Here is a 12,741-nt window from a genome sequence, read left to right on the forward strand (position 1 = left end):
CTGGCTGAGAATGAAAACAATCATCCGCATCATTTGCGTCAGGCTTCAGGCTTGTCGTTGGTGGTGTGGACTCTCAAGTGTGAGGTAAGGGCGTTTGGTGAATGCCTTGGCATACAGAGGCGATGAAGGACGTGGCACGCTGCGATAAGCGTTGGGGAGCTGTGAGCAAGCTTTGATCCAACGATTTCCGAATGGGGAAACCCACCCTCACCATTTAATTTCGCTGCCGACTTGTCGGCATCGAAGGTTAAATGGGAAGGGTATCACCGAAGTGAATACATAGCTTTGGTGAAGCGAACCCGGGGAACTGAAACATCTCAGTACCCGGAGGAAAGGACATCAACAGAGACTCCCGTAGTAGTGGCGAGCGAACCGGGACCAGGCCAATGCCTTCAATTCAAGTAGCAGAACACTCTGGAAAGTGTGACCATAGCGGGTGACAGTCCCGTATGCGAAACTGATGTTGAAGGATTTGAGTAGGGCGGGGCACGTGAAACCCTGTCTGAACGTAGGGGGACCACCCTCTAAGCCTAAGTACTCCTGTATGACCGATAGTGAACTAGTACCGTGAGGGAAAGGTGAAAAGCACCCCGATGAGGGGAGTGAAACAGTACCTGAAACCGAACGCCTACAAGCAGTAGGAGGGCCCTTGAGGCCTGACTGCGTACCTCTTGCATAATGGGTCAGTGACTTAGTGTAACAAGCAAGCTTAAGCCGTTAGGTGTAGGCGCAGCGAAAGCGAGTCTGAATAGGGCGAATGAGTTTGTTGCATTAGACCCGAAACCCGGTGATCTAGGCATGACCAGGTTGAAGGTGCGGTAACACGCACTGGAGGACCGAACCGTTCAATGTTGAAAAATTGTCGGATGAGTTGTGTTTAGGGGTGAAAGGCCAATCAAACCGGGAAATAGCTGGTTCTCCGCGAAATCTATTGAGGTAGAGCGTCGGATGAATACCATGGGGGGTAGAGCACTGGATGGATGCGGGGGTCGCGAGATCTACCAATTCTAACCAAACTCCGAATACCCATGAGTAATATCCGGCAGACAGACGGCGGGTGCTAAGGTCCGTCGTCAAAAGGGAAACAGCCCTGACCTACAGCTAAGGTCCCCAAGTCACGTCTAAGTGGGAAAGCATGTGGGAATCCCAAAACAACCAGGAGGTTGGCTTAGAAGCAGCCATCCTTTAAAGAAAGCGTAACAGCTCACTGGTCTAAATAAGGGTTCCTGCGGCGAAAATGTAACGGGGCTCAAGACGTGCACCGAAGCTTAGGGTGTGTAGCAATACACGCGGTAGCGGAGCGTTCCGTAGGCTGATGAAGCGATCTGGTAATGGGTCGTGGAGGTATCGGAAGTGCGAATGCTGACATGAGTAGCGATAAAGAGGGTGAGATGCCCTCTCGCCGAAATCCCAAGGGTTCCTGCTTAAAGCTAATCTGAGCAGGGTAAGCCGGCCCCTAAGACGAGCCCGAAGGGGGTAGTCGATGGGAACCACGTTAATATTCGTGGGCCTGGAGGTGTGTGACGGATCTCGTAAATTGTCTGACCTTATTGGATTGGTCAGGCTTTGAAGAGGTTCCAGGAAATAGCCCCTCCATTATAGACCGTACCCTAAACCGACACAGGTGGGATGGTAGAGTATACCAAGGCGCTTGAGAGAAGTCTCCTGAAGGAACTCGGCAAATTGCCTCCGTACCTTCGGAAGAAGGAGGCCCCACATTTGGGCAACCATTTGTGGGGGGCACAGGCCAGGGGGTAGCGACTGTTTAGCAAAAACACAGGGCTCTGCTAAGTCGGCTTCAAGACGACGTATAGGGCCTGACGCCTGCCCGGTGCCTGAAGGTTAAGTGGAGGGGTGCAAGCTCCGAAATGAAGCCCAGGTAAACGGCGGCCGTAACTATAACGGTCCTAAGGTAGCGAAATTCCTTGTCGGGTAAGTTCCGACCTGCACGAATGGCGTAACGACTTCCCCACTGTCTCCAGGAGATGCTCAGCGAAATTGAATTCTCCGTGAAGATGCGGAGTACCCGCGGTTAGACGGAAAGACCCCGTGCACCTTTACTGCAGCTTCAGAGTGGCATTAGGAAAGAACTGTGTAGCATAGGTGGGAGGCTTTGAAGCACTGGCGCCAGCCGGTGTGGAGCCATAGGTGAAATACCACCCTGTTGTTTTCTGATGTCTAACCTCGATCCATGAAACTGGATCAGGGACCCTCTGTGGCGGGTAGTTTGACTGGGGCGGTCGCCTCCTAAAGAGTAACGGAGGCGCGCGATGGTAGGCTCAGGACGGTTGGAAACCGTCTGTTAGAGTGCAATGGCATAAGCCTGCCTGACTGCGAGACTGACGAGTCGAGCAGAGACGAAAGTCGGTCATAGTGATCCGGTGGTCCCGAGTGGAAGGGCCATCGCTCAACGGATAAAAGGTACGCCGGGGATAACAGGCTGATGATTCCCAAGAGCTCATATCGACGGAATCGTTTGGCACCTCGATGTCGGCTCATCACATCCTGGGGCTGGAGCAGGTCCCAAGGGTTTGGCTGTTCGCCAATTAAAGTGGTACGTGAGCTGGGTTCAGAACGTCGTGAGACAGTTTGGTCCCTATCTGCCGTGGGCGTCGAAATTTGAGAGGAGTTGACCCTAGTACGAGAGGACCGGGTTGAACATACCTCTGGTGTACCTGTCGTGGCGCCAGCCGCGCAGCAGGGTAGCTATGTATGGACGGGATAACCGCTGAAAGCATCTAAGCGGGAAGCCTCCCTCAAGATAAGATTTCTTAGAGCCGTGGAAGACCACCACGTTGATAGATCGGATGTAGAAGCGCGGTAACGCGTGGAGCTAACCGATACTAATTGCTCTATTCGCACTTAAGAGTCCCGCCATCAACGACAAGCCTGAACGGGTTTGTCCGCGAATGTCGGATGATTGATCAGGCAGTATTGCACGGACATCGATTGATACCCTTTTTGACCCTACGCCGGCTTCATTGCTTGGTGACCATGGCGTCAGTGACCCACCCGATCCCATCTCGAACTCGGCCGTGAAACCTGACAGCGCCGATGGTACTACCGCTTAAGCGTTGGAAGAGTAGGACGTCGCCAGGCATTGTGGCCGGCGTAAGGTCGAAAGAAACCCATTCACAAAGTTAGAGGCCGGCAGCGATGCCGGCCTTTTGCTGTTTTTGCGATCCCGAACGGTGATCGCAGCAGGTTGACGCGGGATGGAGCAGCCCGGTAGCTCGTCAGGCTCATAACCTGAAGGTCGTAGGTTCAAATCCTACTCCCGCAACCAACAAAAAGCCCGCTATCTCGAAGAGGTGGCGGGCTTATTTGCGTCATTGACCCGCCGGCCGGTCTGACGACGCTATTCGGCAGACGGCACACCGGGCAGCAACGCTTCGCGCCGCATCCGCCGGGCGGTTCGCTCGTGCTTGATCGCGGCTTCGCGCAGCCGCAACGCAAGGAAGGGATCCCCGCTCGCGCTGGCCTTCAATCGCGCTACGCGCGCGAGTTGCTCGTAATAGATTGCGTCGCGAATCGGCTCCATCGCGTAATAATATCATGTTCGAGCCAATCGAAATCGCCAAGTTCGTCCCGTTTCCGGACAGATTTCTCGGGCACTATCCGGCGCTCGATGGCTTCCACGCCCGATAAAAGGTGTCGACCGCGAAATCGACGTCTTCTTCTATGCGGTCGAGCTCGTGGCCTTCGGGAAGATTGAGCATCGCGAACTGATAAAGGCCCGACTGGCAGAGAGCGGTGAATTGCTGCACGGCCCGCATCGGATCGCCCATCCTGAGTTCGCCGCGTACCATCTTTTCACCAATCCATGCGGCCGCGCGTGCCTTTCCGCGGCGCGGCCCGCGTTCGTAGAAAGTCTCCGCAAGGTGCGGAAAGCGTTCGGCTTCGCCGACGACGAGGCGAAAGAGCGACAAGATCGGTGTCGCGGTCAGCTTGGTCATCAACAGGGTGCCAAAGCGCCGCAGCACGTCGGTCACGGGCTCCTCTAGTGGCAGGTCGATGGCAAGCATTTGGCCGTATTGTTCGACGATATCGTCGACCACGGCCTCGAACAGTTCCTCCTTCGAAGGGAAATAGGTCCAGAGCGTCGTCTTTGACCCGCCGACCTTCGCTGCGATCGACGACATCGTCGTCCCGGCATAGCCGTTGGCGAAGAACAGCTCGCGCGCCGCCTCGACGAACGCTTTGCGCCGCGCCGCCGCAGCGTCATCGAGTACAGGCGTACTATCTGGTATCATTTCGATTGACAACGCAGCCTCCAAAGTCCATCTGCCCATGATACCAGCTAGTATCGTTGGAAGCCATGCCCCGATCACTATTTGTAACAACCGCTGTTTTCAGCCTTTTGGCAGGCTGCGCAAGCGTACCGGACCTTGGACCCAAGCCGGTCGCGATAACGCCCGACGCACTCGAGTCGCGCATGTCGCTGGCCGGCACGCAAGCGGGCTGGCCGGCCGAAGGCTGGTGGCAAGGCTTCGGCGACGCTCAGCTGGACGCGCTGATCGCCGAGGGGCTCAGGGAGGCGCCCGACGTCGCGGTCGCCGCGGCGCGCGTTCGTGCGGCCGAAGCTCTGGCGCAGCAGGCGGGCGCTGCGCTGTTGCCGCGCGTCGGGGCCGAGGCGAGCGCGGGCGGCGTCCAGCAAAGCCGGAATATGGGCATTCCGCCGCAGTTTGTGCCCGACGGCATTCAGGAAACCGGCCATATCGCCGCGACCTTCAGCTTCGATCTCGACCTGTGGGGCAAGAATCGCGCGGCGCTCGCCGCGGCGACGTCGGAGGCCGAGGCTGCGCGCGTCGACGAGGCGCAGGCGCGGCTGATGCTGACCACGGGAATCGCGGCGGCCTATGCCGACCTCGCGGGCTATTATAACGCGCTCGACGTCGCGAACGAGGCGGTGCGTGTCCGCACCGCGAGCGCCAACCTGTCGGGCGAACGCGCGCACGCGGGAATCGAGAATCAGGCAAGCCAGCGGCAAGCGGAAAGCCGTGCCGCATCGGCCCGTGCGGATGTCGTCGCGCTTGAGGAAGCGATCGCGACGACGCGCAACCGGATCGCCGCGCTCGTCGGAGCCGGCCCCGATCGCGGCTTGGCGATCACGCGGCCGCAGTTGGCGCGCCCGTCGCTCAGCCTGCCGACTGATGCCGGGATCGACCTGATCGGGCGGCGTCCCGATATCGTCGCGGCGCGGCTGCGATCCGAAGCAGCGGCAAAGCGAATCGACGTCGCGCTTGTCGATTTTTATCCCAATATCAGCCTGTCGGCGCTCGTCGGGCTGCAATCGCTCGGCCTGTCCAACCTGTTCGAGTCGGGCTCCGAATATGGCAATGGCGGCGCCGCGATCAGCCTGCCGATCTTCGAAGGCGGGCGGCTTCAGGGCCGCTATCGCGGCGCGCGCGCAGACTATGACGCGGCGGTCGCGATATACGACCGCACGCTGGTCGGCGCCCTCCGCGATGTTGCCGACATCGTCGCCAGCCGCGCGGCGGCTGAACGGCAGCTCGCCGGGCGCCGCGAAGCGCTGGCCGCCGCCGCCGAAGCCTCCAAGCTTGCCGGATTGCGCTATCGCGCCGGCCTGTCGAACCAGATCGTCCAGCTCACCGCCGAGGACAGCATGGTCGCGCTCGATCGCGCGGTCGCCGACCTCGAAGCGCGGCAGCTTTCCCTCGACATCGCCCTGATCCGAGCGCTCGGCGGCGGATATTTGGCCGCCAACCCAACAGGAGACGAATGATGGCCGACACAACGGCTGCAGCCGAAACCGAAACTCCCGAAGTCGCCCCCGAAACCAATGGAGCCCGGCGCACGAAGCTGCTGCGCATTCTCGCGCTCGTCGTGGTGACCGTCGCGATCCTGTGGGGGCTCTGGTATTTCCTGACGCAGGCTGGACGCGTCCACACCGACAATGCCTATGTCGGCGCAGATTCGGCGCAGGTCACTGCGCTGATCGCGGGCCCGGTCAAGGAGGTGCGCGTCGCCGGCACGCAGGCGGTGAAAAAGGGCGATATCCTCGTCATCCTTGACGATGCCGACCAGCGCATCGCGGTCGCGGACGCCGAGGCCGCGCTCCGCCTCGCGCGCCAGCGCTACGGACAGGCCGACGCGAACGCCGATGCCGCGCGCGCGCGCGTTGCGGCACGCGGCGCCGACATCGCACAGGCGCGCGCGCGGCTGCGTGATGCCAATGCGAGCGTCGAACGCGCGCGCGCCGAACTGGCGCGGCGCGAGAGCATCGCAGGCACCGGCGCGGTGTCGGGCGAAGAATTGACCGCGGCGCGCGCGGCGCTCGCGTCGGCGACCGCAGCGCGCGATCTTGCCGCCGCCGGCATCGCGTCGGCCGAGGCGACGCGCGGATCGGCAAGCGGCGATCTTGGTGCCGCCGAAGCGGTGGTGCGCGGAACGACGATCGACACCGCACCCGATGTTGCGGCGGCGGAGGCGCGGCTTGAAAAGGCAAAGCTCGACCTTGCGCGGACGGTGCTTCGCGCGCCGGTCGATGGCATCGTCACCAACCGGCAGGTGCAGGTTGGCCAGCGCATCGCTGCGGGCGCGCCGATCATGGTGATCGTGCCCATCGCGACCGCCTATGTCGACGCCAACTTCAAGGAAAGCCAGTTCGAGGATATCCGCATCGGCCAGCCGGTCGAACTGACCTCGGACTATTATGGCGGCGACGTCGTGTATCGCGGTAAAGTCGTCGGCATCGCCGGCGGCACCGGCGCGGCCTTCTCGCTGATCCCGGCACAGAATGCGACCGGCAATTGGGTGAAGGTCGTCCAGCGCCTGCCGGTGCGCATCGCGCTTGACCCGAAGGAGCTTAAGGCGCATCCGCTGCGCGTCGGTCTGTCGATGGAGGCCACGATCGACACGCGCGGGAACTGACATGGCCACCGCCGCCGTTCCCGTCGCCGCGTCCCCCGCCGAACCGCAGCCGCTGACCGGCGCCCGGCTGCTGGTCGCCGCCTTTGCGCTGGCGCTCGCCAATTTTGTTGTCGTGCTCGACACAACGATCGCCAATGTGTCGGTACCGCATATCGCGGGCGGGCTCGCCGTGTCGCCGACGCAGGGGACGTGGGTGATCACCAGCTACGCGGTCGCCGATGCGATCAGCGTGCCGCTGACCGGCTGGCTCGCCTATCGCTTCGGAACGGTGCGCTGGTTCCTTTATTCGATCTTTGGTTTCGGGCTGTTTTCGGTTTTGTGCGGCATCGCGCAGACGCTCGACGCGCTTGTGCTTTTCCGCATCCTTCAGGGCCTGTCGGGCGGGCCGCTGATGCCGCTGTCGCAGATATTGCTGCTGCGCATCTTTCCAAAGGAAAAGGCCGGCATCGCGCTCGCCATCTGGGCGATGACGACGACCACGGCGCCGATCCTGGGGCCCATCCTCGGCGGGCTGATCAGCGACAATTGGAGCTGGCACTGGATCTTCTTCATCAACCTGCCGGTCGTCGCGATTTGCGCCTTTGGCGTCGCGACCCTGCTCATGCCCTTCGAGACGCAACGCGTCAAATTGCCGATCGACGTCGTCGGGCTGGTCCTGCTCGTCGTGTCGGTCGGCGCGTTCCAGATCATGCTCGACACGGGGCGCGAGCATGACTGGTTCGGATCGGCGTGGATCGTGATGCTGGCGATCGTGGCCGCGGTCAGCTTTGCCGCCTTTGTGATCTGGGAGCTGACCGACGCGAACCCCATCGTTAATCTGCGCATCTTCCGCTTCCGCGGTTTCACCTTTGGCACGATCGCGCTGTCGCTGGGCTTTGGCGCCTTTTTCGCACAGGTCGTGCTTACCCCGCTGTGGCTGCAACAGGTTGCGGGCTATACCGCGACCGAGACGGGCTATGTCGTCGCGTGGCTCGGCTGTTTCGCGGTGCTTTTCTCACCCATCGCGGCGGGAACGCTGGGCAAGCTCGATATCCGCCTGACCGTCAGCGCGGGCATCTTGTGGATGGCCGCGATGTCGATCCTGCGCGCCAGCTGGAATGCCGACGTCGATTATTGGACGTTGGCGCTGCCGCACTTGCTGCAGGGGATGGGCATGCCCTTTTTCTTCGTCGGGCTGACCGCGCTGGTGCTAAGTTCGGTGCCGGCAAAGGATCAGACCTCGGCCGCGGGACTGATGAGTTTCCTTCGTACATTGAGCGGCGCGATCGGCACCGCGGTCGCGACGACGGCTTGGGACGACGCCAGCCGAACGTCACGGTCGGAGCTGGTCTCGTCGCTCAACGATTCGGGCGGTTTCATGGCTTCGCTCGAACGCGCTGGCCTGACGCTCGACCAAGCGCGTGCGCTGCTCGACCGGTTGGTCGAGGTGCAGGCGTCGACACTGGCGGTGATTCATATCTTCCTAGCCGCTGCGGTGGTGTTCGTAATCGCCGCGGTCAGCGTGTGGATCGCGCCGCGCCCCAAACAAGTGTCGATGGGCGGCGCCCACTGACCCGGCGCCGGGGGCTTGGGTCGGCGCCCTTGCCATGCTAGGCGCGCCGCCATGTTGACTATCAATGGCCTTACCGTCCGCCTCGGCGGGCGCACCATCCTCGACCGCGCGGCCGCGAGCCTGCCCGGTAAAAGCCGTACCGGCCTGATCGGCCGCAACGGCGCGGGCAAGTCTACGCTGATGAAGGTGATGATCGGCCAGCTCGAAGCCGATGAGGGCGGCATCGAAATGCCGCGCAAGACGCGCGTCGGCTATATCGCGCAGGAAGCGCCGAGTGGTAGCGCGACCCCGTTCGAGACCGTGCTCGCAGCCGACACCGAACGCGCCGAATTGCTCGCGGCTTCGGAGGTCGAGCAGGACCCGCACAAGCTTGGCGACATCCACGAACGGCTGATCGCGATCGACGCCTATGCCGCGCCCGCGCGCGCTGCGCGTATCCTGATCGGCCTTGGCTTCGACGAAGAGATGCAGGGGCGCCCGCTCGACAGCTTCTCGGGCGGCTGGAAGATGCGTGTCGCGCTCGCAGCGCTGCTCTTCTCGAACCCCGACCTCTTGCTGCTCGACGAACCCTCAAACCACCTCGACCTCGAAGCGACGATGTGGCTCGAAAGTTTCCTCCGCGCCTATCCCGGCCAACTCGTCGTGATCAGCCACGAGCGCGACCTGCTCAACAATGTCGTCGACCATATCCTGCACCTGGAGGGCGGGAAGGTTACGCTCTACCCCGGCGGCTATAATGATTTCGAACGCCAGCGCGCCGAGCGGATCGCCCAGCTCGCGGCCGCAAAAGCGGCGCAGGATGCACAGCGCGCCAAGCTGCAGGACTATGTCGCGCGCAACAGCGCGCGCGCCTCGACCGCGAAACAGGCGCAGTCGCGCGCCAAGCAGCTCGCCAAGATGCAGCCGATCGCTGCGGTCGCCGAAGACCCCAGCCTCGTCTTCGATTTTCCGAGCCCCGACGAATTGAAGCCGCCGCTGATCACGCTCGATCTCGCGAGCGTCGGCTACACGCCGGGCGAACCGATCCTGACGCGCCTCAACCTGCGCATCGATCCCGACGACCGCATCGCGCTGCTCGGCCGCAACGGCAATGGCAAGACCACCCTCGCGCGCCTGCTCGCAGCGCAGCTGACTCCGATGGACGGCGCGATGGCGGCGTCGGGCAAGATGCGCGTCGGTTATTTCACTCAATATCAGGTCGAGGAACTCGACGGCAGCGATACGCCTTTGGGCCATATGACACGGGTGATGACGGGGAAGACGCCGGGCGCGGTGCGTGCGCAGCTCGGGCGCTTCGGCTTCGCCGGTAACAAGGCGACAACCGAGGTCGGCAAGCTGTCGGGCGGCGAGCGCGCGCGGCTCGCGCTCGCGCTGATCACGCGCGACGCGCCCCACCTGCTGATCCTCGACGAGCCGACTAACCACCTCGACGTCGATGCGCGCGAGGCGCTGGTGCAGGCGCTGAACGGCTTCGACGGCGCGGTGCTGATCGTCAGCCACGACCGCCATATGCTCGAACTCACCGCCGACCGGCTGGTGCTCGTCGATGGCGGCACCGCGCGCGAATTCGACGGCAGCATGGACGATTATGTCGCCTTCATCCTCGGCCAGGGAACAGGCAAAGGCTCGGCCGCGAACGACGATGCGAAGGGCGCGGCGAAGCCCAAGGATGCGAAAACCGCGCGGCAGGAGGCGGCCCGGGCGCGCGAAGCGCAGGCAGCGCTGCGCAAAAGCGCGAAGGAGCTGGAGGCGAAGGCCGGAAAGCTCGCGCAGCAGATCAGCGCGATCGACCGCGCAATGTTCGATCCCGCCAGCGCCGACCCCGCGCTCGCGAAGCTGACGATGGGCGCGCTTTCACAGCGCCGCGGCAAACTCGCCGCCGAGTTGGAGGTGGCCGAGGCGGAGTGGATGGAAGCGCTGGAGGCGATCGAAGAAGCGGCGGCCTGAGCCGCATCACAGCCATTGCCTTGCCCCGTCCTTACCGCAACAAAGGCCTTCGCTCACACCCGAATCGCGAGGGGTCATAATCCTGTGTCATTTGCCGCGTTGCTGATGTTTTTTGCCGAGCCGGCCGTCTTCGTGCCCCCGCTTACGCCCGCCCCGCGGCCGGTGACCTGTGCTGACGACTGTATTTCGCCGGTCGAAGCGGTCACCTATGCCTCGTATCTCGCACCCAAGGCGGCCATTGCCGGAACTTTCCGAATGGAAGTAAAGGCGGTCGGCGAGCAACGCGGTTTCTATTACCTCAATTCCGAAACGGATTATCGCGACCGCAATTGTCTCACCATCGCCATGCCAGCGCGAGTGATGGCCGAATTGACCGGCGGTGAAGGACTCGATGCCGCCGAAAAGGCGCTCAAGGGACGTGTGGTCGTGGTGCGCGGCGTCGCCGAGCGTGTGAAAATCGGATTCTTCGATGAAGACGGCAAGGCGACTGACAAATATTATTACCAGATCCAGATCCGGATCGGACGCCCCGATCAGATCGCGGTACGGACGGCGGGATAGGGCGGCGGGCGAGTTGGCGGGGCATCGAGGTGCGATGCGCCGTGTCGACCAGGCGATACCGTGGGGTAAGCCGCATTGACTCGCGCACTGCATTCTATCATACTAGTTTCAATTGAAACTATATGGGGAATGTAAAATGGCCGACCTGTTCGACAATCCGCTGGGTCTCGACGGCTTCGAATTCGTCGAATTTTCGGCCCCTGAAAAGGGTATGCTCGAACCCGTTTTCGAACGCATGGGCTTCACGCGCATCGCGCGGCACCGCTCGAAAGACGTCGAACTGTGGCGGCAGGGCGGCATCAACCTGATCGCCAATTACGAACCCAAATCGCCGGCGGCCTATTTCGCCGCCGAGCACGGCCCGTCGGCGTGCGGCATGGGGTGGCGCGTGCGCGACGCCGCCAAGGCCTACGCCGAAGCGATCGAACGCGGCGCCGAGCCGGTCGAGGTCAAGACCGGCCCGATGGAGCTGCGCCTCCCCGCGATCCGCGGCATCGGCGGCTCGATCATCTACCTGATCGACCGCTACGAAGGAAAGAATGGGGACGACGACCTCAGCATCTACGATATCGACTTCATCTATGAAGAGGGCGTCGATCGCCACCCCGTCGGCGCGGGCATGCAACTGATCGATCACCTGACGCACAATGTCTATGGCGGCCGCATGGCGCATTGGGCGGCTTTTTACGAGCGCATCGCGGGGTTCCGCGAGATTCGCTATTTCGACATCAAGGGCGAATATACCGGTCTCACCTCGAAGGCGATGACCGCGCCCGACGGCAAGATCCGTATTCCGCTCAACGAGGAAGGCGCGGGCGGCAAGGGCCAGATCGAGGAATATCTGCGCGCCTATAACGGCGAGGGCATCCAGCATATCGCTTTCAGCTGCGACGACCTCTACGCTGCGTGGGACAAATTGAACGCTCTCGGCAATCCCTTCGCGCCGTCGCCGCCGGCAACCTATTACGAGATGCTCGAAGAGCGCCTGCCGGGTCACGGCGAGTCGGTCGAGGGGCTCCAGTCGCGCGGCATCCTGCTCGATGGCTCGACCGAGCAGGGCGACCCGCGCCTGCTGCTCCAGATATTCGGCCAGACAGTCATCGGTCCCGTCTTCTTCGAGTTCATCCAGCGCAAGAAGGACGAGGGTTTCGGCGAAGGCAACTTCACCGCGCTCTTCAAATCGATGGAGATGGACCAGATTCGACGCGGCGCGCTCAACGTCGAGGAGCCCGCCGAATGACCAGCCCGATCAAATTGGGCGGTGTCCACCACGCCGCCTATCGCTGCAAGGATGCGAAGGAAACGGTCGAGTGGTACGAGCGCATGCTCGGCATGACCTATACGACCGCCTTTGCCGAGGATCATGTTCCATCGACCGGCGAGTATGACCCGTATATGCACGTATTCCTCGACGCGGGGAACGGCAACATCCTCGCCTTTTTCGAGCTGCCGAACCAGCCCGACATGGGCCGCGACGAGAATACGCCCAAGTGGGTCCAGCACCTCGCGTTCAAGGTCGGCAGCTATGACGAGCTGGTCGCGGCGAAGGAACATCTGACCGCGAACGGCATCGATGTGCTCGGGCCGACGCATCACGGCATCTTCAAGTCGATCTATTTCTTCGACCCCAACGGCCACCGCGTCGAACTCGCGTGCGACATCGGCACCGATGAGCAATATGCTGAACTGAAGCGTGTTGCGCCGCTCATGCTCGAGGAATGGAGCCAGACCAAGAAGGCGCCGCGCCACGCCGACTGGTTGCACCAGGCGGCGAACGAATAGGCGAA

9 protein-coding genes, 1 tRNA gene and 2 rRNA genes are annotated in these 12,741 nt (G+C 62.2%); 10 read left to right on the forward strand and 2 right to left on the reverse strand.

Translation table 11 applies throughout. The annotated features are described in order from the left end of the window. Positions 1–75 precede the first annotated feature (75 nt). The 3 genes from ATE71_RS19810 (at position 76) to ATE71_RS19820 (ending at position 3,286) form a co-directional block, all read left to right on the forward strand. Positions 76–2,866, forward strand: a 23S ribosomal RNA gene (locus ATE71_RS19810). Between the two features lie 118 nt (positions 2,867–2,984). Next, positions 2,985–3,099 (forward strand): 5S ribosomal RNA (gene rrf / locus ATE71_RS19815). A gap of 110 nt (positions 3,100–3,209) precedes the next feature. Beyond that, positions 3,210–3,286 (forward strand) — tRNA-Met (locus ATE71_RS19820). Between the two features lie 72 nt (positions 3,287–3,358). Here ATE71_RS19820 and ATE71_RS19825 read toward each other — a convergent pair. Together ATE71_RS19825 and ATE71_RS19830 are read right to left on the reverse strand one after the other, a co-directional pair. Then, on the reverse strand, positions 3,359–3,541 hold the full coding sequence (locus tag ATE71_RS19825; RefSeq protein ID WP_058805064.1) for a hypothetical protein: 183 nt from the start codon (positions 3,539–3,541) through the stop codon (positions 3,359–3,361). Positions 3,542–3,614: 73 nt separating this feature from the next. Beyond that, a complete protein-coding gene (locus ATE71_RS19830; RefSeq protein ID WP_235588087.1) occupies positions 3,615–4,253 on the reverse strand; it encodes a TetR/AcrR family transcriptional regulator in 639 nt (212 codons plus the stop codon). Between the two features lie 65 nt (positions 4,254–4,318). On the opposite strand from ATE71_RS19830, the gene ATE71_RS19835 reads away from it, so the two are divergent. The 7 genes from ATE71_RS19835 to ATE71_RS19865 all read left to right on the forward strand — a co-directional run bounded on the left by ATE71_RS19835 (position 4,319) and on the right by ATE71_RS19865 (position 12,736). Next, on the forward strand, positions 4,319–5,746 hold the full coding sequence (locus ATE71_RS19835; RefSeq protein WP_058805065.1) for an efflux transporter outer membrane subunit: 1,428 nt from the start codon (positions 4,319–4,321) through the stop codon (positions 5,744–5,746). After that, complete coding sequence (locus ATE71_RS19840) at positions 5,746–6,894, forward strand: HlyD family efflux transporter periplasmic adaptor subunit (protein ID WP_058805066.1); 1,149 nt, start codon at positions 5,746–5,748, stop codon at positions 6,892–6,894. The genes ATE71_RS19835 and ATE71_RS19840 overlap by 1 nt, the downstream gene beginning before the upstream one ends. 1 nt (position 6,895) lies before the next feature. Next, positions 6,896–8,446: a DHA2 family efflux MFS transporter permease subunit gene (locus tag ATE71_RS19845; RefSeq protein WP_058805067.1), complete on the forward strand. Its 1,551-nt coding sequence runs from the start codon at positions 6,896–6,898 to the stop codon at positions 8,444–8,446. Positions 8,447–8,497: 51 nt separating this feature from the next. Beyond that, positions 8,498–10,393 (forward strand): ATP-binding cassette domain-containing protein, encoded by a 1,896-nt coding sequence (locus ATE71_RS19850; protein ID WP_058805068.1) that lies wholly within the window; start codon positions 8,498–8,500, stop codon positions 10,391–10,393. Between the two features lie 99 nt (positions 10,394–10,492). Continuing rightward, the gene (locus ATE71_RS19855) at positions 10,493–10,954 is read left to right on the forward strand and encodes a hypothetical protein (protein WP_152998862.1); all 462 of its coding nucleotides are present in this window, start codon (positions 10,493–10,495) and stop codon (positions 10,952–10,954) included. A gap of 136 nt (positions 10,955–11,090) precedes the next feature. Next, on the forward strand, positions 11,091–12,194 hold the full coding sequence (gene hppD / locus ATE71_RS19860; RefSeq protein WP_058805070.1) for a 4-hydroxyphenylpyruvate dioxygenase: 1,104 nt from the start codon (positions 11,091–11,093) through the stop codon (positions 12,192–12,194). Then, positions 12,191–12,736, forward strand: coding sequence for a VOC family protein (locus ATE71_RS19865; protein WP_058805071.1), 546 nt, complete (start codon positions 12,191–12,193; stop codon positions 12,734–12,736). The genes hppD and ATE71_RS19865 overlap by 4 nt, the downstream gene beginning before the upstream one ends. Positions 12,737–12,741: the final 5 nt, after the last annotated feature.

Origin of the sequence: Sphingopyxis sp. H115 (assembly GCF_001468465.1) — a bacterium.
In the GTDB taxonomy this organism is placed as follows: Bacteria; Pseudomonadota; Alphaproteobacteria; order Sphingomonadales; family Sphingomonadaceae; genus Sphingopyxis.